Origin of the sequence: Cupriavidus pauculus (genome assembly GCF_003854935.1) — a bacterium.
GTDB classification, from domain to species: domain Bacteria; phylum Pseudomonadota; class Gammaproteobacteria; order Burkholderiales; family Burkholderiaceae; genus Cupriavidus; species Cupriavidus pauculus_C.
The window spans coordinates 1,596,187-1,619,386 of record NZ_CP033969.1; the positions used below are offsets into that span (position 1 = coordinate 1,596,187).

Annotated in this window: 15 protein-coding genes; 8 read left to right on the top strand and 7 right to left on the bottom strand. The window is 67.1% G+C overall.

The window, feature by feature from the left end; all coding sequences use genetic code 11:
• Positions 1–49 precede the first annotated feature (49 nt).
• Positions 50–598 carry an outer membrane protein assembly factor BamE domain-containing protein gene (gene bamE, locus EHF44_RS09060; protein WP_124683441.1) on the top strand — a complete coding sequence of 183 codons (549 nt, stop codon included), beginning with the start codon at positions 50–52 and terminating at the stop codon, positions 596–598.
• Between the two features lie 34 nt (positions 599–632).
• On the opposite strand, the gene EHF44_RS09065 is transcribed toward bamE, so the two are convergent.
• From EHF44_RS09065 to EHF44_RS09075, 3 genes are all read right to left on the bottom strand, one after another.
• Positions 633–2,792, bottom strand: a complete 2,160-nt coding sequence (locus EHF44_RS09065) for a hypothetical protein (RefSeq protein ID WP_124683442.1) — start codon at positions 2,790–2,792, stop codon at positions 633–635.
• A 293-nt stretch (positions 2,793–3,085) separates the two neighbouring features.
• Positions 3,086–5,155, bottom strand: a complete 2,070-nt coding sequence (metG, locus tag EHF44_RS09070; RefSeq protein WP_124683443.1) for a methionine--tRNA ligase — start codon at positions 5,153–5,155, stop codon at positions 3,086–3,088.
• 306 nt (positions 5,156–5,461) lie between these two features.
• Positions 5,462–6,097 carry an OmpA family protein gene (locus EHF44_RS09075; protein ID WP_124683444.1) on the bottom strand — a complete coding sequence of 212 codons (636 nt, stop codon included), beginning with the start codon at positions 6,095–6,097 and terminating at the stop codon, positions 5,462–5,464.
• Between the two features lie 380 nt (positions 6,098–6,477).
• Between EHF44_RS09075 and apbC the strand changes: the two genes are divergently transcribed.
• From apbC to EHF44_RS09095, 4 genes are all read left to right on the top strand, one after another.
• Positions 6,478–7,566, top strand: a complete 1,089-nt coding sequence (apbC, locus tag EHF44_RS09080; protein ID WP_124683445.1) for an iron-sulfur cluster carrier protein ApbC — start codon at positions 6,478–6,480, stop codon at positions 7,564–7,566.
• Positions 7,567–7,699: 133 nt separating this feature from the next.
• Complete coding sequence (locus EHF44_RS09085) at positions 7,700–8,275, top strand: superoxide dismutase family protein (protein ID WP_124683446.1); 576 nt, start codon at positions 7,700–7,702, stop codon at positions 8,273–8,275.
• Positions 8,276–8,424: 149 nt separating this feature from the next.
• The gene (gene dcd, locus EHF44_RS09090) at positions 8,425–8,991 is read left to right on the top strand and encodes a dCTP deaminase (RefSeq protein ID WP_124683447.1); all 567 of its coding nucleotides are present in this window, start codon (positions 8,425–8,427) and stop codon (positions 8,989–8,991) included.
• 175 nt (positions 8,992–9,166) lie between these two features.
• Positions 9,167–11,431 (top strand): arginine/lysine/ornithine decarboxylase, encoded by a 2,265-nt coding sequence (locus tag EHF44_RS09095; RefSeq protein WP_124683448.1) that lies wholly within the window; start codon positions 9,167–9,169, stop codon positions 11,429–11,431.
• A gap of 83 nt (positions 11,432–11,514) precedes the next feature.
• Here EHF44_RS09095 and EHF44_RS09100 read toward each other — a convergent pair whose 3' ends face one another.
• From EHF44_RS09100 to ppc, 4 genes are all read right to left on the bottom strand, one after another.
• On the bottom strand, positions 11,515–13,239 hold the full coding sequence (locus tag EHF44_RS09100; RefSeq protein ID WP_124683449.1) for a TRAP transporter large permease: 1,725 nt from the start codon (positions 13,237–13,239) through the stop codon (positions 11,515–11,517).
• A 10-nt stretch (positions 13,240–13,249) separates the two neighbouring features.
• Positions 13,250–13,849 (bottom strand): TRAP transporter small permease subunit, encoded by a 600-nt coding sequence (locus EHF44_RS09105; protein WP_124683450.1) that lies wholly within the window; start codon positions 13,847–13,849, stop codon positions 13,250–13,252.
• Between the two features lie 287 nt (positions 13,850–14,136).
• The gene (gene argH, locus EHF44_RS09110) at positions 14,137–15,552 is read right to left on the bottom strand and encodes an argininosuccinate lyase (RefSeq protein WP_124683451.1); all 1,416 of its coding nucleotides are present in this window, start codon (positions 15,550–15,552) and stop codon (positions 14,137–14,139) included.
• 136 nt (positions 15,553–15,688) lie between these two features.
• Positions 15,689–18,715: a phosphoenolpyruvate carboxylase gene (ppc, locus tag EHF44_RS09115; RefSeq protein WP_124683452.1), complete on the bottom strand. Its 3,027-nt coding sequence runs from the start codon at positions 18,713–18,715 to the stop codon at positions 15,689–15,691.
• Positions 18,716–18,865: 150 nt separating this feature from the next.
• Here ppc and hemC point away from each other — a divergent pair, with 150 nt between their 5' ends.
• From hemC to EHF44_RS09130, 3 genes are read left to right on the top strand one after another with little or no spacing between them, the layout of a single operon-like run.
• Positions 18,866–19,861 (top strand): hydroxymethylbilane synthase, encoded by a 996-nt coding sequence (gene hemC / locus EHF44_RS09120; RefSeq protein ID WP_124683453.1) that lies wholly within the window; start codon positions 18,866–18,868, stop codon positions 19,859–19,861.
• 10 nt (positions 19,862–19,871) lie between these two features.
• On the top strand, positions 19,872–21,986 hold the full coding sequence (gene hemDX, locus EHF44_RS09125; protein WP_124683454.1) for a fused uroporphyrinogen-III synthase HemD/membrane protein HemX: 2,115 nt from the start codon (positions 19,872–19,874) through the stop codon (positions 21,984–21,986).
• Between the two features lie 4 nt (positions 21,987–21,990).
• On the top strand, positions 21,991–23,181 hold the full coding sequence (locus EHF44_RS09130; protein ID WP_124683455.1) for a heme biosynthesis protein HemY: 1,191 nt from the start codon (positions 21,991–21,993) through the stop codon (positions 23,179–23,181).
• The last annotated feature ends 19 nt before the right edge of the window (positions 23,182–23,200 follow it).

The following is a 23,200-nucleotide window of genomic DNA, read 5'->3' on the forward strand; positions in this document are numbered from 1 at the left end:
GCCTGCGATGAAACCTTTCTACCGCGCGTCGCGCAGACGCCTAGCCGCCATGGGACTGATAGCCAGCCTGCTCGCCCTGTTCGGGTGCGACCAGCAGAAGGTGGACGAAGCGATGAAGAAGGCGCGCGACGTGGCCACCGACACGTGGAACAGCGTCAAGCCGGACAGCCAGTTGTTCAAGGGCATCGAGATCGGCAAATCGACCGAGGACGACGTGCGGCGCCAGGCCGGCAAGCCCGAGATCGTCTGGGAAGAGCCGGACGGCGGCCGCCGGCTCGAATACCCGCGCGGGCCCGAAGGCACGTCGACGTGGATGGTCACGACCAACCCCGACGGCACCGTGCGCGCCATCGAACAGGCGCTGACGGCCGCGAACTTCGCCAGGGTGCGGCCCGGGATGACCAAAGACCAGATTCGCCGCCTGCTGGGCAAGCCGACCAAGGTGGAGGCGTTCCGGCTGAAGCAGGAAGAGGTCTGGGGCTACCGCTGGATGGAAACCCCGACCGACCGTGCGTTTTTCAACGTTCATTTCAACCCTGATGGCACGGTCGGCACGACGTCGCGGAGCGACGATCCATCGAAGATGGGCGGCGGCTAGTCAGTCCAGGCGTCCGCGCATCTTCAGGTCCCGCCTAGAGTTCATCGGAGAAGCGGAATCCAACGCGGGCAATCTCCGCGGATGGCGCGGTTGCCACATTGGTATTGACGATGCGTACGCCACGCTGCCGGGCGTAGTCCAGGAAGGCCGCAAGCGCGAATCCACCGGCGCCACGCAGCGCACCCTCACGGTACGGCAACTGGACATTCGACGGCATGCTCACGGCAGACCCGATATCAGCGCTGGTCCCGTCACCGAAAAAATAGCCGCGCAGTACCGCCACGACCTGGCCGCGGAACGATACGGCTACGACGACGATGTTGGGACGGGGTCCGATCGCCATACGCTGCTGCAAGCTACGGCTCAGGGACACGCCCATTTGCAGCAGTCGCGCATAGCTGCTGTCTCCGCCGGTGCTTGCGGCAGCCGCGGCGGCCCGGTAGTCGGTTTCCCATTGCGCAAGGGCTGTGCTGATTTCCCCCAGTCGTTGGGTATCAGTGCTGACGAGAATTTCCGCGGAGAATGCGTCTTGCGTTTCGACCCACTGGCCATTCGACCATAGGCGCGGCGGTCGAGAGGCGGGCGGGCGATAGTCGCGCATGTCGAGCGTGTACCGGCCCAAGGCAGCCGATGCGGCCTGCGTGACGTTTGCAAAGCGGGTACTTGGGCCAGGCCCTGGCGGCATGGCGGCACGCGCCGCAGCGTACTGGGCGGTGATGTTCTCGAAATCCATCGAGCCATACGTCGAGTATTGATACAGAACGTTGGCTTCGTGGAAGCTTTGCGTGATCTGGTCTAACTCGGTGACGCGGGCCATGACGGCCGATGCCAGGCGCTGTGCGCTGCGCTCGTCGTTGGTGGGATAACCAGCGCGGCCTGTACGGCGGATGTTATCGATAATGGTCGTGAAATCCTGCAGGTTCCAGTATTCGCTGAAAGCTGCCTGGTAAAGCGTGATAATGGCCGCCGTCTGGAAACCGCAATCGACGTGGTCATCAACGCCACGACGCTCGCGCGATCGGATGACCGCAGCCAGCGACTTGTCGCAGACGCGCGCAGCCGCGTGAATCGCCATGGGGTTCTGCCCGATGCCGATAATTTCATCGAGCAGCGCGGTAGTGCCGGCATTTTCATGAACGGCAGGAAATGCGGCTGATTCGTTTGCTTTTTCCCCGGCGATGAGTGTCAGGTTATTCTCGGGTTTATCCCGGTCGTCAGCGTAGAAACTATCGGCACTGGGCGTCGAACAGTTTCCGGAAAAGAAGTTGATGACAGCCAGTACGGGGTTGTTCCAGCAATGGGTGCCTCTGCGGACGCGCCGGCTGGCGGGCTGGTCCTCGACAGCGAACGAGGCGGCGGTCAGCGATAGCGTGCCCAGCGAACGTCCTGGTACCACGGTGTTGTGAATGGCCAATGTCGAATTGGCCCCCATTTGCAGCGATCTGGTAATGATCGGCGTGGCATTCAGATACCGTCGGTTCTTGTCTGTCAGGAAGACCTGTGTCGAGATGAAGTTTCGTCCATCCGTGGCGAAGGCGACGACCCCGTATGCGGCAGATGGCGCGACCTGGATGGTGCTCAGGCGGGTCACGGAGCGTGGGAGCGATGGCATGGTCTCGATGGTGGCGCTGGAGCCATCAAACCTGACGCTCATGCCAAACGTCTGGACTGTGAATGGGTGGTTGCGGCGCAGTTCGAATGCCAGACTCACATGTCCGGCCTTGGATTGGGTCCAGTATTTCTCGAACTGGGTTTGCAGGTCATAGGCGTTCTCAAGAAGGATCAGGCAATTCTTGGTGCAGTCTGGCTGCAGCCGGGAAACCTGGAGCGATCGGGTCAAGTCATTCATGCCGATGCGGGCCAGAACCGGGTAGTCAAGGTCGCGGTCTGTGCCTAACCCTCGGCCATCGCCAAGTTGTTCGGTGAACAGCAAGGCTTTCAAGCCGCGCGGCACCCGAACCGAGGAAATCTTCCGGTCGATCCACGGGGGGAGTACATCGTGGAGCTTGCCCGGTCCCACGCAGAATTGCGCGCCGCGGAACCCTGCGTGCTCGTAGAAGCAGACCTTGTCATTGGGCCCAACCTGGGCTTGCGCAGGACTGGGTAGTAACAAGGGCATGAACAATGCGACTGCGATTGAGATGACCCGGGCAAGCACACAGGCATCCAACCAGCGGTGAATCACTTTTGGCATGCTGAACTCCTTGGCGTATGCGGCATACGGAGGTGTATGCCGGATCCACGCTAGAAACTGCGCACGCGCTAGTGAATAGCCGCTTTACGAATCTGAACGCCCCTGCGTGACGAATCACCGATCTGTTGATGGCGGCAGGCTTGTGCAGGCTTCGGGATTGGGACGAACGGGAGGGGAGACGCGCCCGGTACGAGCGCTGGCGAATGGTCCGGGCAGATTCCCGGACGCGCGGTTCAGGCTATGCATGGCCAGTGGCCGGTCTCGGCCACTGGCGGCAGTCACAACGAAGGGCGTCAGCGGATCCGCATCCCCGGCACCGCACCGCTGTGCGGTTCCAGGATGTACAGGCCCGGGTTGGCCTTCTCGTCGGCGGCGGAGGCGGCCAGGACCATGCCTTCGGACATGCCGAACTTCATCTTGCGCGGCGCCAGGTTGGCCACCACCACGGTCAGCTTGCCCACCAGCTGCTCGGGCGTGTAGGCCGACTGGATGCCCGAGAACACGTTGCGCGTCTTGCCTTCGCCCACGTCCAGCGTCAACTGCAGCAGCTTGTTCGATCCTTCCACCTTCTGGCAGGCGACGATCTTGGCCACGCGCAGGTCGATCCTGGCGAAGTCGTCGATCGTGATCGTGTCGGCGATCGGTTCGATGGCCGCGCCGGCGGCGTCCGGGACGCCGGCCGGGTTGGCGGCCTGCAGCGATTCCTTGTTGGCGGCCAGCAGCGCCTCGATCTGCTTGGCGTCGACGCGGGTCATCAGGTGCTGGTAGGGCTGGATCGGACGGTCGGCCGACAGTTGGCGGTCGATGGCGCGCCAGTCGAGCGGCTCGACGTTCAGGAACGCCTCCACGCCGGCGGCCACGGTGGGCACCACGGGCTTCAGGAACACCGTCAGCAGGCGGAACGCTTCCAGCGAGACCGAGCAGGCGGCGTGCAGCGCGTCGCGCTTGGTCTCGTCCTTGGCCAGTTCCCACGGCTTGTTGGTGTCGACAAACGCGTTGACGGCGTCGGTCAGCTCCATCACCAGGCGCAGCGCCTTGCTGTACTCGCGGCCCTCGTAGTACGCGGCCACCTGCGGCGCGGCCTGGCGCAGCTGTTCCAGCAGCGGGTTGGCCAGCGCGGCCTCGTCGACCTTGCCGTCGAAGCGCTTGACCAGGAAACCGGCCGCCCGGCTGGCGATGTTCACGTACTTGCCGATCAGGTCGCTGTTCACGCGCGCGACAAAGTCGTCCAGGTTCAGGTCCAGGTCTTCCATGCTCGCGTTGAGCTTGGCGGCGAAGTAGTAACGCAGCCATTCCGGGTTCATGCCGGTGTCGATGTAGCTCTGGGCCGTGATGAACGTGCCGCGCGACTTGCTCATCTTGGCGCCATCCACGGTCAGGAAGCCGTGCGCAAAGACGTTGGTCGGCGTGCGGTAGCCCGAGAACTTCAGCATCGCGGGCCAGAACAGCGTGTGGAAGTACAGGATGTCCTTGCCGATGAAGTGGTACTGCTCGGCCGTGGAGTGCGGGCCCACCCAGGCGTCGAAGTCGATGCCGCGCCGGGCCGCCAGGTTCTTGAAGCTGGCGTAGTAGCCGATCGGGGCGTCGAGCCAGACGTAGAAATACTTGCCCGGGGCGCCCGGGATCTCGAAGCCGAAGTAGGGGGCGTCGCGCGAGATGTCCCAGTCGGACAGCGTCGATGCCTCGCCCTCGGCGCCCAGCCACTCCTGCATCTTGTTGCTGGCCTCGGGCTGCGCCAGGTCGGCCACCCATTCGCGCAGGAACGACTCGCAGCGCGGATCGGACAGCTTGAAGAAAAAGTGGGTCGACGACTTGCGCACCGGCGTGGCGCCGGACACCACCGAGTACGGGTTCTTCAGGTCGGTCGGCACGTAGGTTGTGCCGCAAACTTCACATGAGTCGCCGTATTGGTCCTTCGCGCCGCACTTCGGGCATTCGCCCTTGATGAAGCGGTCCGGCAGGAACATGTTCTTGACCGGGTCGAAGAACTGCTCGACCTCGCGCTCGGCAATCAGGTCCTGGTCCTTCAACGCCAGGTAGATCTTCTCGCAGAGTTCGCGGTTCTCGTCGGCGTCGGTGCTGTGGTAGTTGTCGAACGACACCAGGAAGCTGTCGAAATCGCGCTTGTGCTCGGTCCAGACGCGGTCGATGAGCTGTTTGGGCGTGATGCCTTCCTTTTCCGCGCGCAGCATGACCGGGGTGCCGTGGGTATCGTCGGCGCCGACGTAGTAGACCTCGTTGCCCATCATGCGCTGGAAGCGCACCCAGATGTCGGTCTGGATGTATTCCACCAGGTGGCCGATGTGGATCTGGCCGTTGGCGTACGGCAGGGCGGAGGTAACAAGGATGCGGCGTGCGGTCATGAAGTGGCCGTTCAGTGGGGATCGGTGCGCGCCCGGCGGCTGCCGGACGAAGGAACCGGCTATTTTAGCAACTGCGACGCCGGCTTGCTCGGGATGGCGGCCGGGGCGGCACAATCGGGCCGCCAGGGGCGGGAATCGGGCCAGAACTGGCCGATTCGGCGGCGAACGGCCAAAAAAAAGCGCCGGTTAGTCACCGGCGCAGCTTTCCACAACGGAAAAGGAGGAGAAATCAGGTACCGCCCGGGAGGTCAGCCACCCATCGCGAGCCAGCAACGGTGGCAAGCGGTACCTGAACTCTATGACTGGTCACCCCGAAATTGGTTTCAAGAAAATTTCGACACGGCGATTCTGGGCCCGGCCGGCCTCGGTGCCGTTGTCGGCCACGGGCTGCGTCTGGCCCCGGCCTTCGGCGGTCAGGCGGTTGCGCGAGACGCCGTGGTCACCCAGGTACGACGCCACGCTCTGGGCGCGACGTTGCGAAAGCTGCATGTTGTAGCTCGGGTTGCCGGTGCTGTCGGTATGGCCGACGACGTTGGCCGCCACGTCCTGGTGCTGGCTCAGCGTCTGCGACACCTGGTCCAGCACGCTGCGGAACGACGGCTTGATCGTGGCGCTGTCCGTATCGAAGGTCACCTGGCTCGGGATGTTGACCTTCAGCGACCCGTCCGGCTGCTCGGTGATCTGCGTGCCCGTGCCGGCCGTGTCCTTGTTCAGCTTGCCGCGGATGGCGTTCCAGTTGTACCCGGTGGCGCCGCCCAGCGCACCGCCCACGGCCGCGCCCACCAGCGTGCCGGTGGTGTTGCCGCCGATCAGGTTGCCCAGCCCTGCGCCGACCGCCGCGCCAACGCCGGTACCCACCGCGGTGTTGGTCTGCTGCTCCGTGGCGCAACCCGCAAGGGCGGCCGCCGCGACGATCGAAACGGTGACGAGCTTGAAGTTCATGCTTTCTCCTTCTGAGTTTCCCGTGAAATTTTTGCCAACGGCCTGCCGCATGGTAACGCGGGCCGCGCATCGGCGGCCATCCCGCGACAAGATTCAACATTGCGTATGAAAACGCTCAAGACCCGGGCCGCGCCGACACGTCGGGCGGCCTTGCGGTCAGGCTGGCGGCACTACAATAGGCACATGGCGTGCCAGGCACAAGCCTGAGAATGTGAGAGATGTAAATGTCTGTAATCCCCCACTTAAGCCAAGGTTAAAACGGGGCGATGCCCCGCACGGCGGCCGGACCTGCTACCTTGGCCGCTGTCCCGGCGAGCCGGCATGGCGCGCCTGCCGTACCCATTGAATCCCCACTATTCCAATACAGAGCGGAGTCCGTCTTGACTGCCACCATTGAACAGGTAACCGAAGCCCTGCGTACCGTCATCGATCCCAACACGGGCAAGGACCTCGTCTCCACCCGCGCCGCGCGCAACGTGCGGGTCGACGGCGGCAACGTGTCACTGGAAGTGGAGCTGGGCTACCCGGGCAAGAGCCAGTTCGACCTGATCCGCGGGCTGGTCACCGACGCCGTGCGCAAGCTCGACGGCGTGGCGGCCGTCAACGTGACGGTGTCGATGAAGATCGTGGCCCACGCGGTGCAGCGCGGCGTGAAGCTGCTGCCCGGCGTGCGCAACGTGATTGCCGTGGCGTCCGGCAAGGGCGGGGTGGGCAAGTCCACCACGGCGGTGAACCTGGCGCTGGCGCTGGCCGCCGAGGGCGCCCGCGTGGGCATGCTCGACGCCGACATCTACGGCCCGAGCCTGCCGATGATGCTGGGCATCTCCGGCCGCCCGGAATCGACCGACGGCCAGACCATGATGCCGCTGCAGGGCCACGGCCTGCAGGCCAACTCGATCGGCTTCCTGATCGAGCAGGACAACCCGATGGTGTGGCGCGGCCCGATGGTGACGTCGGCGCTGGAACAACTGCTGCGCCAGACCAACTGGAACGACCTGGACTACCTGATCGTCGACATGCCGCCGGGCACCGGCGACATCCAGCTCACGCTGTCCCAGAAGGTGCCGGTCACGGGCGCCGTGATCGTGACCACCCCGCAGGACATCGCGCTGCTGGACGCCCGCAAGGGCCTGAAGATGTTCGAAAAGGTGGGCATCCCCATCCTGGGCATCGTCGAGAACATGGCCGTCTACTGCTGCCCGAACTGCGGCCACACCGAGCACATCTTCGGCACCGGCGGTGCTGAAAAAATGAGCAAGGACTACGACGTGGACGTGCTGGGCAGCCTGCCGCTGAACCTGTCGATCCGCGAGCAGGCCGATTCGGGCCGCCCGACCGTGGTGGCCGACCCCGACGGCCAGATTGCCGCCATCTACCGCGAGATGGCCCGCAAGGTGGCGATCAAGGTGGCCGACAAGGCGCGCGACATGAGCAACAAGTTTCCGAGCATCGTCGTCCAGAACACCTGAGCACCGGGCCGGCCGGGCCAAAATGGGACGCCGTCCGACATTGTCGTGCCGGGCGGCTGTCCTACAATCCACCCGGCAGGGCGTCGCAACCACGCGCATCGATCGCGCTCACAAGCAAGAAGAGGAGGAACGCATGAAACGGGTACTTTTCGGATTGACCATGGGCGCCGCCGCCGTGCTGGCAGCGGGATGCTCGCAGCCGGGCAAGAGCCCGTCCGCCGCGCCGATGGCCACCACGGCCGCCGCCGCCGCGCCGGGTGCCACGCGCGCCGCGGCGCCGCTGACGCCCAAGAGCGGCACGAACACGTCGGGCCGTGTCACGTTTGACCAGCAGCAAGGCGGGGTGATGGTCGTGGTGGCCGTGACCGGCCTGCCGCCGGGCACCACGCACGGCTTCCATATCCACGAGAAGGGCGACTGCTCGGCGCCGGACGCCATGAGCGCCGGCGGCCACTTCAACCCGGGCGGCAAGCCGCATGGCCAGATGTCGATGGCCGACCACCACGCCGGCGACATGAACAACCTGACCGCCGATTCGGCCGGCAACGCCCGCGCCCAGTTCATGATGTCCGACGTGACGGTGGGCCCCGGCCCGAACAGCGTGATCGGCAAGGCCGTGATCGTCCACAAGGACCCGGACGACTACCGCACCCAGCCCACGGGCAACGCGGGCGGGCGGATCGCGTGCGGGGTCATCGCCGCCTCGTAGCCGGGCATGCCGCGCGACCCTTCTCCCGCCGCGCGGGGGAGGGGGCCGCCCCGCGGGGGAGACGGGCCATATGGTTGTACAATGCGCCCCAATTCGCGTGCGGCGCCCGGCTGGGCCGGCCCGCCGCCCGTCCACCCTGCCACGTCTATATGAGCATCAAATCCGACAAGTGGATCCGCCGCATGGCGGAGCAGCACGGCATGATCGAACCGTTCGAGCCCGGCCAGGTACGGGAGTCGGCGGGGCGCAAGATCGTTTCCTACGGCACCTCAAGCTACGGCTACGACATCCGGTGCGCCGACGAATTCAAGATCTTCACGAACATCAACAGCACGATCGTCGATCCGAAGAACTTCGACGAGAAGTCGTTCGTCGACTTCAAGGGCGACGTCTGCATCATCCCGCCGAACTCGTTCGCGCTGGCCCGGACGATGGAGTACTTCCGCATCCCGCGCAGCGTGCTGACGATCTGCCTGGGCAAGAGCACCTACGCGCGCTGCGGCATCATCGTCAACGTGACGCCGTTCGAACCCGAGTGGGAAGGCTACGTGACGCTGGAGTTCTCGAACACCACGCCGCTGCCGGCCAAGATCTACGCGGGCGAGGGCTGCGCGCAGGTGCTGTTCTTCGAGTCCGACGAGGTCTGCGAGACGTCGTACCGCGACCGGGGCGGCAAGTACCAGGGCCAGCACGGGGTGACGCTGCCCAAGACCTGACGGCCTGTCATCTTCCCGGACTAGAATGCCGGCGGCCCGACCCCGCCGGGGGCGCCGCCGGCCATGAACCGGCCCGGCGCCGGACCTGACCCAAGAGCCACATGCCGCCGCCGCACAGCAAGGCCGCGGGCCATGTGGCTCAAGTCTTTACAAGCACCTCATCAAGGATTGCCCGATGAAATTCCGCTTCCCCGTCATCATCATCGATGAAGACTTCCGCTCCGAGAACATTTCCGGCTCGGGCATCCGCGCGCTGGCCGAGGCCATCGAGCGCGAGGGCATGGAAGTGATGGGCCTGACCAGCTATGGCGACCTGACGTCGTTCGCGCAGCAAGCCAGCCGGGCATCCACGTTCATCGTGTCGATCGACGACGACGAGTTCGTCCGCGCCGACGACCAGCCCGAGGCCGCCGCGATCGAGAAGCTGCGCGCGTTCGTCAACGAGGTGCGCCGCCGCAACACCGACCTGCCGATCTTCCTGTACGGCGAGACGCGCACTTCGCGTCACATTCCGAACGACATCCTGCGCGAGCTGCACGGCTTCATCCACATGTTCGAGGACACCCCCGAATTCGTGGCGCGCCACATCATCCGCGAGGCCAAGGTCTACCTGGACACGCTGGCCCCGCCGTTCTTCAAGGCGCTGATCGACTACGCGCAGGACAGCTCATACTCGTGGCACTGCCCGGGCCACTCGGGCGGCGTGGCGTTCCTGAAGAGCCCGGTAGGCCAGGTGTTCCACCAGTTCTTCGGCGAGAACATGCTGCGCGCCGACGTCTGCAACGCCGTGGAGGAACTGGGCCAGCTGCTGGACCATACCGGCCCGGTGGCGGCGTCCGAGCGCAATGCGGCCCGGATCTTCAATTCCGACCACATGTTCTTCGTGACCAACGGCACGTCGACGTCGAACAAGATGGTCTGGCACGCCAACGTGGCGCCGGGTGACATCGTGGTGGTGGACCGCAACTGCCACAAGTCGATCCTGCACGCGATCATGATGACCGGGGCGATCCCGGTGTTCCTGATGCCGACGCGCAACCACTACGGCATCATCGGCCCGATCCCGAAGAGCGAGTTCGACCCGGAGACCATCCGCCGCAAGATCGCCAACCACCCGTTCGCCAGCAAGGCCAAGAACCAGAAGCCGCGCATCCTGACGATCACGCAGGGCACGTACGACGGCGTGCTGTACAACGCCGAGCAGATCAAGGAGATGCTGGCGTCCGAGATCGACACGCTCCATTTCGACGAAGCCTGGCTGCCGCACGCGGCGTTCCACGACTTCTACCGCAACATGCACGCGATTGGCCGCGACCGGCCGCGCAGCAAGGACGCGCTGGTGTTTGCCACGCAGTCCACGCACAAGCTGCTGGCCGGGCTGTCGCAGGCGTCCCAGATCCTGGTGCAGGATTCCGAGTCGCGCAAGCTGGACCGGTACCGCTTCAACGAGGCGTACCTGATGCATACGTCGACCAGCCCGCAGTACTCGATCATCGCCTCGTGCGACGTGGCCGCGGCGATGATGGAAGCGCCGGGCGGCACCGCGCTGGTCGAGGAAAGCATTGCCGAGGCGCTGGACTTCCGCCGTGCCGTGCGCAAGGTCGAGGCCGACTACGACGTGGTCAACAACGGCGACTGGTGGTTCAAGGTCTGGGGCCCGGACTCGCTGTCCGAGGAAGGCATGGCCGAGCGCGACGACTGGCTGCTCAAGGCCAACGAGCGCTGGCACGGCTTTGGCGACCTGGCCGACGGCTTCAACCTGCTGGACCCGATCAAGGCCACGATCATCACCCCGGGGCTGGACGTGGACGGCGAGTTCAGCGAGCGCGGCATCCCGGCGGCCATCGTCACCAAGTACCTGGCCGAGCACGGCATCATCATCGAGAAGACGGGTTTGTACTCGTTCTTCATCATGTTCACGATCGGCATCACCAAGGGCCGCTGGAACTCGCTGGTCACGGAGCTGCAGCAGTTCAAGGACGACTACGACCAGAACCAGCCGCTCTGGCGCGTGCTGCCCGAGTTCGTCGGCAAGTACCCGCAGTACGAGCGGATGGGCCTGCGCGACCTGTGCGACGCGATCCACAGCGTCTACAAGGCCAACGACGTGGCCCGCGTGACCACCGAGATGTACCTGTCGGACATGGAACCGGCGATGAAGCCGTCGGACGCCTGGGCGATGATGGCGCACCGCGAGATCGAGCGCGTGCCCGTGGACGAGCTGGAAGGCCGCGTCACGGCCATCCTGCTGACGCCGTACCCGCCGGGCATCCCGCTGCTGATCCCGGGCGAGCGCTTCAACCGGACGATCGTCCAGTACCTGAAGTTCGCCCGCGAGTTCAACAAGCTGTTCCCGGGCTTCGAGACCGACATCCACGGCCTGGTGGAAGACGAGGTCGACGGCCAGAAGGCGTACTTCGTCGATTGCGTGAAGCAGTGACGTAGCGGTTTCGCCAGTTCTGGGCGGACAAAGAAAAAACCCCCGGCCTCGCGGCGCGGGGGTTTTTTGTTCTGGCTGGCGGGTTACTTCGACTTCTCGAACTGGAACTGCGGCGCGGCCGGCTCGCTTTCCTGCGGGGCCGAAGGCAGCTCGGGCTGGCTCTTGCCTTCGGCGCCACCACCCAGCGACGGCGCCTCGGGCGCGGGCCCGGACGGCGCGGCGGGGGTCGGCGCGGACTGCTGCAGGTCGATGCTGAGATCGCGCGTGATGCTGCGGTCCTGCTTCGGGCCGGTGCCGGTGCTGACGATGCCCGGGAAGGCGATGATCAGGCCCACCATGACAAGCTGGATCACGACGAACGGCACCGCGCCCCAGTAGATGTCGGTGGTCTTCACTTCGCGCGGCGCCACCGAGCGAAGGTAGAACAGCGAGAAGCCGAACGGCGGGTGCATGAACGACGTCTGCATGTTCACGGCCAGCAGCACGCCGAACCAGATCAGGTCGATGCCGAGCTTGTCAGCCACCGGGCCCACCAGCGGCACCAGGATGAACGCCAGCTCGAAGAAGTCCAGGAAGAACGCCAGCAGGAAGAACAGCACGTTGACGGCGATCAGGAAGCCGAGCTGGCCGCCGGGCAGCGCGGTCAGCAGGTGCTCCACCCAGATATGGCCGTCCACGCCGTAGAACGTCAGCGAGAACACGCGCGCGCCAATCAGGATGAAGATCACGAACGCCGACAGCTTCAGCGTCGATTCCATCGCCTGCTTGGTCAGACTCAGGTTCAACCGGCCCTTGATCAGCGCCAGGACCAGCGCGCCCAGCGCGCCCATGCCGCCGCCTTCGGTGGGCGTGGCCACGCCGATGAAGATCGTGCCCAGCACCAGGAAGATCAGCGCGAGCGGCGGAATCAGCACAAAGGTGACCTTCTCGGCCATGTGCGACAGCAGGTTCAGCTTCAGGCCCTTGTTGATCACGGCCACCAGGAAGGCGAACGTGATGCCGGCGCCGACGCTGATGACCAGGCGCTCGTCCAGCGGGGCCTCCGGCTTGTAGAGCTTGTCCACGGCAACCGCCACGGCCACCGACAGCACGGTCAGCACCAGCACCGACCGGCTGCCGGTCTGCCCGCCGGGCTCGCGGAACGTGCGCGCCTCCAGGGGCAGCGCGGGCGCGGCGTTCGGGCGGATCAGCGTCACCAGCAGCACGTAGAGCATGTACAGGCCGGTCAGCACCAGGCCGGGCACGAAGGCGCCCTTGTACATGTCGCCGACCGAGCGGCCAAGCTGGTCGGCCAGCACGATCAGCACCAGCGACGGCGGGATGATCTGCGCCAGCGTGCCCGACGCCGCGATCACGCCCGACGCCAGCCGCTTGTCGTACTTGTACTTCAGCATCAGCGGCAGCGAGATCAGGCCCATCGAGATCACCGACGCGGCCACCACGCCGGTCGTGGCCGCCAGCAGCGCGCCGACGAAGATCACGGCGTAGGCCAGGCCGCCCCGGATCGGGCCGAAGAGCTGGCCGATCGTGTCCAGCAGGTCCTCGGCCATGCCGGAGCGTTCCAGCACCAGTCCCATGAACGTGAAGAACGGAATGGCCAGCAGCGTGTCGTTCTCGATGATGCCGAACAGGCGGCTGGGCAGCGCCTGCAGCAGCTCGGGCGGCAGCATGCCCAGCTCGATCCCGATGAAGGCGAACAGCAGCCCGTTGGCGGCCAGCGCAAACGCGATCGGGAAGCCCGACAGCAGGAATACCACCAGGCTGGCGAACATGATCGGCGCCATGTTCGCGGCGACAAATGACATCATGGCGCGTCCCTTATTGTTTTGGTGTCGGCGGCAGCGAGTTGGCCTGCGCGATGGCGGCAATCTCCTCGGCCGGGTCGGTGGCGTGCTTGCGGAACGCCGAGAACGGCAGCAGGCCCTTCAGGTAGGCCACGCGCTTGATCAGCTCGGACAGGCCCTGCAGGATGATCAGGAAGAAGCCCGCCACGATCAGGAACTTGGCTGGCCAGCGGATCAGCCCGCCCGCGTTGCCCGACATCTCGTGGCCGGCGTACGACAGCCAGAAGTACGGGATCGACAGCCAGAGGATGATCGAGCAGATCGGCAGCAGGAAGAACAGGATGCCGAAGATGTCGATCCAGACCTGCTTGCGCTCGGACAGGTGGCCGGCCACCACGTCGATGCGCACATGCTCGTCGCGCCGCAGCGTGTACGGCGCCCCCAGCAGGAACACCCCCGCAAAGAGGTACCACTGCAATTCGAGCCAGGCATTGGAGCTGATGCTGAAAGCGTAGCGGATGATGGCGTTCCCGGCGCAGATCAGCACGGCCAGCAGGATCAGCCATTTCGCCCACTGCCCGATGAAATCGTTCACGGCGTCGATAAGCCGCGAGATTTTCATGAGGAAAGACATGTGATCGTCCCAGGTGGAGATACAAAAAGGTGGCGCGTCAGTCTACGGGTTTCGGCGCGGGGCGACGCTAGGGTGAATCCCCAGTGCGTCACTTTTTTGCATCGGCGGGACAGGGCGCGCGTGGCGTGGCGAGCGGCTTTCAGACCGGCGTAAGGTCCGCGTAAGGTAGGCGGGAAACGAGCGGGAAACGAGCGGGACAGCAGCGGGAAAGCAGGGGGGAAAGGTGGCGTCAGCCGGGGGGACGCGGGGCGGCGGATGCGCCGCCCCGCCAGGGCGTGGCGCGGCGGTCAGCCGGCCAGCGTGGCGCGGGCCGCGGCAATGGCAGCGCGCACCTGGTCCGGCGCGGTGCCGCCGATGTGGTTGCGCGCGGCCACCGAGCCTTCCAGCGTCAGCACGGCGTGCACGTCGTCACCGATCAGCGACGCCTTGTCGCCCAGGCCGGACGCCTGGCGCAGTTCGTCGACGGAGAGGTCTGCCAGGTCGCAGCGGCGGTCGTCGCAGGCGCGCACGGCATGGGCCACGGCCTCGTGGGCATCGCGGAACGGCAGGCCGCGCTTGACCAGGTAGTCGGCCAGGTCGGTCGCCGTGGCGTAGCCCTGCAACGCGGCGGCGCGCATCGCGTCGGGCTTGACGCTGATGCCGGGCACCATGTCGGCAAAGATCCGCAGCGTGTCGACGATCGTATCCACGGTGTCGAACAGCGGTTCCTTGTCTTCCTGGTTGTCCTTGTTGTACGCCAGCGGCTGGCCCTTCATCAGCACCAGCAGGCCGCTCAGGTGGCCGAACACGCGGCCGGTCTTGCCGCGCGCCAGCTCGGGCACGTCCGGGTTCTTCTTCTGCGGCATGATCGAGCTGCCCGTGCAGAAGCGGTCGGCGATGTCGATGAAGCCGACGCGCGGGCTCATCCAGATCACCAGTTCCTCGGAGAAGCGCGAGACGTGCGTCATCACCAGCGACGCCGCCGCGACGAACTCGATGGCGAAATCACGATCCGACACGGCGTCCAGCGAATTGCGGCACACGCCGTCAAAGCCGAGCTGCTGCGCCACGAACTCGCGGTCGATCGGATAGCTGGTGCCGGCCAGCGCGGCGGCGCCCAGCGGCAGGCGGTTCACGCGGCGGCGGCAGTCGGCCATGCGCTCGGCGTCGCGTGTGAACATTTCGACGTAGGCCAGCAGGTGGTGGCCGAACGTGACGGGCTGGGCCACCTGCAGGTGGGTGAAGCCGGGCAGGATCGTGTCGGCGTTCTTCTCGGCCAGGTCCAGCAGCGCGCCGCGCAGGTCGCCCAGCAGGCCGATGATGTTGTCGATCTCGCTGCGCAGCCACAGGCGGATGTCGGTGGCCACCTGGTCGTTGCGCGACCGGCCAGTGTGCAGCCGCTTGCCGGCGTCGCCGACCAGCGCGGTCAGGCGGGCCTCGATGTTCAGGTGGACGTCCTCCAGGTCGAGCTTCCACTCGAACTGGCCGGCCTCGATCTCGCCCCGGATCTGCGTCATGCCGCGCTCGATCTCGGCGCGGTCGGCCTCGGCGATGATGCCCTGCCTGGCCAGCATGGCCGCGTGGGCCAGCGAGCCCTGGATGTCGAACAGCGCCAGGCGCTTGTCGAAGAACACCGACGCGGTGTAGCGCTTGACGAGGTCGGACATCGGTTCGGAGAAGCGGGCGGACCAGGCTTCGCCTTTCTTGGCAAGTTGGGAGGTCATGGCAGGGGCAGGGCGGAAAATCGGAAACGGCGATTATATCGCCTGGGAGGGGGACAAACGCTGGCGGCTGGCTCCCCTCTCCCGCTGCGCGGGCGAGAGGAGAAAACCGCCGGCTACGGCACGCATCAGCGACGATTCACCCGCTGTTGCGCAACCCCGCCGCCACGCCGTTGATCGTCAAGTGAATCCCGCGTCGCACGCGGACGTCGTCGGCGTCCTTGCCGGCGCGGTAGCGCTTGAGCAGTTCCACCTGCAGGTGGTTCAGCGGGTCCAGGTAGGCAAAGCGGTTCTTGATCGACCGCGCCAGCAGCGGGTTCTCGGCCAGGCGCTCGGTGCGGCCCGTGATCAGGCTCAGCATGTCGCAGGTCAGGTGCCATTCGGCGCTGATGCGCGAGAACACGGTCTTGCGCAGCGCGGCGTCGTCACACAGCGCCGCGTAGCGCGACGCCACGGCCAGGTCGGTCTTGGCCAGCACCATGTCCATGTTCGACATCAGCGTGCGGAAGAACGGCCACGTCTTGACCATGCGCTTCAACGTGGCCACGCATGCCTTGCGCGATTTCTCGTCCGGCGCCTCGTCCAGCAGCGCCTTGACCGCGCTGCCGAAGCCGTACCAGCCCGGCAGCAGCAGCCGGCACTGGCCCCACGAGAAGCCCCACGGAATGGCGCGCAGGTCCTCGATCTTGCGGTGCTTCTTGTCCATCAGCTTGCGCGAGGCCGGGCGCGAGCCCAGGTTCAGGTCGGCAATCTCGGTGATCGGCGTGGTGGCGAAGAAGTAGTCCTTGAAGCCGGGCGTCTCGTAGACCAGGTGGCGGTAGGCGCGGAAGGCCCGGTCCGACAACTGCTGCATGATGCCCTCGAACGTGGCCAGCCCGGCCGGCGCGTTCTGCGTGGGCAGCAGCGACGCCTCCAGCGTGGCCGCGATCACCGTTTCCAGGTTGCGCCGGCCGATCTCCGCATTGGCGAACTTGCTATTGATGATCTCGCCCTGCTCGGTCAGCCGGATCTGGCCGTTCACAGTGCCCGGCGGCTGCGACAGGATGGCCTCGTAGGTCGGGCCGCCGCCGCGCCCCACGGTGCCGCCGCGGCCGTGGAACAGCCGCAGCTTCACGCGGCGCGCCTCGAACAGCTTCACCAGCGCCAGTTCGGCCTTGTACAGCTCCCAGTTCGACGTCAGGAAGCCGCCGTCCTTGTTCGAGTCCGAGTAGCCGAGCATCACTTCCTGCTCCACGCCGTGGTGGCGGATCACCGCGTCGAAGCCGGGCAGGTCCAGCAGCGACTCCATGATGCCGGCCGCGTTGCGCAGATCCTCGATCGTTTCGAACAGCGGGATGACCATCAGCTCCATGCGGGCCGGATCGGTCTTGCTGCCCAGCGTGCCGCGCAGCAGCCCGGTTTCCTTCTGCAGCAGCATCACTTCCACGAGGTCGGACAGCGTCTCGGTATGCGAAATGATGTAGTTGCGCGCCACGCGGTTGCCGTAGCGGGCGCGCAGGTCGCGCGCCATGGCGAAGATGGCCAGCTCCTTGCGCGTCTGCTCGGAATAGTCGTGCCACGGCAGCATCAGCAGGCGCGGCTGGCGCAGTTCGGCCAGCAGCAGTTCCAGCTTGCGGGGCTCGGGCAGCGCCGCGTAGTCGGGCGCGATGCCGGCCGCCTTGAACAGTTCGGCGATGACGGCCTCGTGCACGTCCGACACCTGGCGCATGTCCACCGACGCCAGGTGGAAGCCGAAGATCGCAATCGCGCGCACCAGCGCGTCGATCCGGCCCCGGGCCAGCGCCTCGCCGTGATGCTGGCGCAGCGAATCGAGCACGATGCGGATGTCGGCCGCGAACGCCTCGGCGTTGTCGTACGGCGCCACGTCGGCCACCGGATGGCGCGGGGCCACGTGGCCGGTCAGGCGCTCGGTGGTGGCGGCCAGCCGCGCATAGATGCCGATCAGCGCGCGGCGGTACGGCTCGTCGGCGCGATGGTCGGAGTGGTCGGGCGAGGCATCGGCCAGCGCCAGCAGCTCGGCGCTGGCATCGACCATCAGCGACGACAGCGGCAGTTCCGCCCCCAGCGCGTGCACTTCGTCCAGATACCACTGCATGATCAGCGACGACTGCTGCTGGGCCGCGTGCTGGAGCGTCTCGGCCGTCACATTCGGATTGCCGTCGCGGTCGCCGCCGATCCAGGAGCCCATCTGCAGGAACGGCGCCAGCGGCTCGGGCACGGCGCCGGCCTTGCTGCGGCGCGGGAACACCTGGGCCAGGTCCTCCTCCAGGTCGGCCATCAGCCGGGGAATGCCCTGCAGGAACGTCGTGCGGTAGTAGGACAGCGCGTTCTCGATCTCGTCGACCACCATCAGGCGCGTGTTGCGCAGCATGCGGGTCTGCCAGAGCGTGGTCACGCGGGCGCGCAGCTGTGCGGTGTTGTGGTCGCGCTCGCGGGCCGTCATCGGCAGGTCTCGCTCGGCCAGCAGGCGGGCAATCTCGCGCTCGGCGTCCAGGATCGACTTGCGCTGCACCTCGGTGGGGTGCGCGGTTAGCACCGGCATGATCAGCGCGTCGTTGAGGAAGTCCCGCACCTGCTTGCCGGTCACGCCGGCCGCGTCGATGGCTTCCAGCGCGCGGGCCAGGCTGCCCGGCTGCGGCGGCGATCCGGCCAGCGCGTGCACGCGGCGGCGTCGGTTGTGGTGCTGGTCCTCGGCGATGTTGGCCAGGTGCGAGAAGTAGCTGAACGCCCGCACCACGGAATTGGTCTGGTCGCGCGACAGCCGCTTGAGCAGGCGGTCCAGCTCGGCGCCCGCGGCGCGGTCGTTCTCGCGGCGGAAGCGCACGGCCGTCTGGCGGATGGTTTCCACGAGGTCGAACGCGGCATCGCCTTCCTGCTCGCGCACGCAGTCGCCCAGCAGGCGGCCCAGAAAGCGGATGTCCTCGCGCAGCGGCACGTCCTTGTCGGCGGTGCGGCGGGCCGGGGCGACGGTGTTGCCTTCGGCGGTCACCACGGACAGCGTGGGCTTGGCGCGCGGGGCGGCGTTGCGGGACGGGGTTTTGCGGGGGGTGGCGTCCGGGGCGGCGCCCGGCGCGTCATGCTGGCCCGAGGCGGGCGATGCGGGCGAGGTGGGCTTGCGGCTGGTGGAACGGGTACGGCCGGTGGGGCGCGCAGCAGGCTGCGTCATTCACTATCTCCTCTTCTCGGTACGTCTTATATATGTATCGAACCCCGGACAGGTGCCCCGGGCCAACCGGCATCAACAACCGTCCGGAAAGTCACTTTCGGGCCGGCCATTGTGGCGGTTTTGCGAGGGGGTGCGTGCTAACATGCGCGCATGCAAGCACCCGCCCACCCGTCGTCTTCGTCCGCTGCTACGTCACGCAGCCTGCCACAAAAGCTCGTCATCGCGTCGCGCGAAAGCCGGCTGGCGATGTGGCAGGCCGAACATGTCCGTGCTGCGTTGCAACAATACTATCCCCAGTGCGATGTGTCCATTCTCGGCATGACGACAAGGGGTGATCAGATTCTCGACAGGACCCTGTCCAAGGTAGGCGGCAAGGGGCTGTTCGTGAAGGAACTGGAAGTGGCCATGGCGGAAGGGCGCGCGGACCTGGCCGTCCATTCGCTCAAGGACGTGCCGATGGAGCTGCCCGAGGGCTTTGCGCTGACCGCCGTCATGGAGCGCGAGGACCCGCGCGATGCGCTGGTGTCCGCCCAGTTTGCCTCGCTCGACGAGATGCCGCCCGGCACCGTGGTCGGCACGTCGAGCCTGCGCCGCGAGGCCGCCCTGCGCAGCCGTTATCCGCATCTGGTCATCAAGCCGCTGCGCGGCAACCTGGACACCCGGCTGGGTAAGCTGGACCGTGGCGAATACGGCGCGATCATCCTGGCCGCGGCCGGCCTGAAGCGGCTGGGGCTGGGCGAACGCATCCGCGCGCTGATCGAGCCGGAAAGCTCGCTGCCGGCCGCCGGACAGGGCGCGCTGGGCATCGAGATCCGCGCCGACCGGCCCGAGGTGGCCCAGTGGCTGGCGCCGCTCAACGATGTGCCGACGCTGCTGGCCGTCTCGGCCGAGCGCGCCGTGTCGCGCCGGCTGGGCGGGTCCTGCCAGGTGCCGCTGGCCGCGCATGCGCGCTGGCACGGCACGACACTGCAACTGGATGCATTCGTCGCGCTGCCCGACGGCAGCCGCAACGTGCGGGCCCACGCCACCGCGCCGGTGGATTCGGTCCAGGCCGCCGAGCAGCTCGGCGCCGCCGTGGCCGGCGACCTGCTGGGGCAGGGTGCCGACGCGGTACTGGCCGCCCTGTCGACCGCCGGACCCGCCTGAGGATCGCCCGATGCCCCGCCCGACCGTCGTAGTCACGCGACCCGCCGGGCAGTCCCGGCAACTGACCGAGGCCCTGCACAACGCGGGCCTCGACGTGCTTGGTTTTCCGCTGCTGGCCATCGGCCCGGCCGCCGACGACGCGCCGCTGCGCGCGGCGCTGGCCCGGCTCGATACCTATGCTCTGGTCGTCTTCGTCAGCCCCAACGCGGTGTCGTTCGCGCTCGATGCGCTGGCCCAGGTCCAGAACACGGCCGGCGCCGCCCAGTGGCCCGCCGGCGTGCCGGTGGCCGTGGTCGGGCCGTCGAGCGTGGCGGCGCTGGCCGAGCGCGGCATCGCGCCGCCTACCCATCGCGTGATCGCCCCGGCCGGCGCGCAGGACGGCACCGACCCGGCCGCCGATACCCCGCGTTTCGACTCCGAGGCGCTCTGGTCCCAGCTCGACACCGCGCCCGGCGCGTTTTCCGGCCGGCAGGTTCTGATCATCCGCGGCAACGGCGGGCGCGACTGGCTGGGCGACCGGCTGCGCGAGTCGGGCGCCACGGTCGAGGCCGTGGAAGCCTACAGCCGGACGCTGCCCGAGCCCACCACGATGCAATGGCAGGCCGTGCGCGACAGCCTGCGGCCCGGCGCGCCGCCGTATGCGTGGCTGCTGACCAGTTCCGAAGCGGTACGCAACCTCGACGCGCTGGCGCGGCTGCACCTGTCGCCGCAGGAACACGAGCGTCTGAAGCAGATGCAGTGCATTGCGCCGCATGCGAGAATTGCCGCGCAGGCCCAGGCGCTGGGCTTTGCGCACGTACTGCCCGCCGCGCCCGGCGATGCCGGCCTGCTGGCCACGTGCACGCAGTGGGGCAACGCGCATGCGGGCCCAGCGGCGCCTGTGGCGATGGCCGATCCGGTGCCGGTGCCCGTGCCGCAGCCCGAACCGGCCGCCGCGCCGGCATCCGCCCCAACCGATAAAGAACCAACAGGGTCCCCCGGACCCACGACAACGAAGGTCGAACGCGTGACGCCAGACACCACGTCCCCCTCGTCGAGCCATGCCGCGCCGTCCGGTGCCGCCGGCGCTACCCACACGTCCCACGCGGCCGGATCGGCCGCCCGCCGCAACATGGCGGCCTGGTGGGTCATCGCTGCCGTGTTGCTGCTGGCCATTGCCGGCGGCTTCTTCTGGCTGCAGATGCGCGTGGAGCACCTGACCGAAGAGCTGGCGCGCCGCCAGCAGAGCAACGACGCGCTGGTGCAGGAAACGCGCGTGCTGTCCAGGAACGCGCAGGACATCGTCAAGGAACTGCAGGCCAAGGTTGGCGCGCTGGACGGCCAGGTGGTGGAAGCCCGCGACAAGCAGGCGGCGCTGGAACAGGTCTACCAGGACCTGATGCGCAACCGCGACGACTGGGAAATCGCCGAGATCCAGCAGTTGCTGACCAATGCCGGCCAGCAGCTCCAGCTGACCGGCAACGTCCAGGTGGCGCTGGCCGCGCTGCAGAGCGCCGACGCCCGGCTGGCGCGCGCGGACAAGCCGCAGTACAACCAGTTGCGCCGCGCGCTGGCCCGCGACATCGCGCGCATGAAGGCCGTGCCCGACACGGACCTGACCGGCGCCGCGATCAAGCTCGACGAATCGATCAACCAGATCGACGCGCTGCCGCTGCTGTCCGGCGAGCGCATGCTGGACCGCGTGCCGGGCGAGACCGACCGCGCGGTGGGCCCCGGCGCCAAGGGGGCCTCGGCGCCGGCCGCGGCCGGATCGGCCAGCGGCGGCAACGTGCTGACCCGCACCTGGGACTACGTGCTGGCCGAACTGGGCCAGGTGATCCGCGTGCGCAAGGTGGAAGACGCCAACGCACTGCTGCTGTCGGGCGACCAGGGCTGGTTCCTGCGCGAGAACGTCAAGCTGCGGCTGCTGAACGCCCGGCTGGCGTTGCTGTCGCGCAACGAGCCGGTCTTCCGCAACGACCTGGCCGCCGCCCAGGCGATGATCGGCCGCTATTTCGACACCCGCTCGCGCCGCGTGCAGGGCGTGCTGACGCTGCTGAAGCAGGCGCAGGCCAGCGCCGTGAGCGTGTCGCTGCCGACCATGGCCGAGAGCCTGGGTGCGCTGCGCGCGCTGAAGAAGGAGTAGCCGCATGCGACTGCTTTTCTGGGTAGCCGTACTGTTTGGCGGCGCGGTCGGGCTGGCGCTGTTCACGCAGTTCAATCACAGCAACGTGGTGCTGTTCTATCCGCCGTACCGGGTGGAGATGTCGCTGAACCTGGCGCTGGCGCTGCTGCTGCTGATGTTCTTCGTGGTCTGGACCGTGATGTCCACGGTGCGCCACCTGTCGGAAATGCCGCGCCGGGCCGCCGCGTACCGCGAACGCAGCCGCATGAGCAAGGCGCAGGCCGCGCTGCGCGAGTCGATCGAGAACCTGTTTGCCGGGCGCTTTGCGCGCGCCGAGCGGGCCGCCAAGGAGGCCCAGTCGTGGCCCGAGCAGGCGCAGACGGCGGCGCTGGTGGGCGCGCGGGCCGCACATCGGATGCAGGAATCGGAACGGCGCGACGCCTGGATGTCGCAGGTCACCGATCCCGAGCGCGAGCAGGCCCGCCTGGTGTCGATGGCCGAACTGCTGGTCGACGCGCGGGACCCCGAGGGGGCGCTGGAGACCATCGCCCAGTTGCAGGAAAAGGGCGGGCGCCAGATTCACGTGCAGCGGATCGCGCTGCGCGCGCACCAGCACCTGAAGAACTGGAGCGAGGTGCTGCGGCTGGCGCGCACGCTGGAAAAGCGCAACGCGCTGCATCCGGTGCTGGCGCTGCGGCTCAAGCAGATGGCGGTGGAGGCGATGCTGGAAGAGCGCCGCCACGACGCGGAATCGCTGTACCACTTCTGGCGGTCGCTGTCGGCCGACGAGCGGCACGCGGTACGCATCGCCGAACAGGCCGCGCGCTATTTCTCGGCGCTGAACCGGCAGAACGAAGCGCGCCGGATCGTCGAGGAAGCCCTGAAGGTGAACTGGGACAGCCGGCTGGTGCAACGCTACGCCGACTGCGCGGAACCGGGCAAGGCGCTGCCGCAGATCCAGCAGGCCGAGAAATGGCTGGTCGAACATCCGAACGATGCCGACCTGTACTACACGCTGGGCGTGCTGTGCCTGGGCGAGCAGCTCTGGGGCAAGGCCCAGTCGAACTTCGAACGGGCGCTGCGCTACGCCAACCGCGAAAGTCAGCGGCCGATCTGCGTGCGCAGCCACCTGGCGCTGGCGCGGATGTTCGAGGAAACCGACCGCCCCGAGGATGCGCAGAAGCACTATCGGGAAAGTGCGATGCTGGCGGCTTGAAGCAAACCCGGGGCCGTGC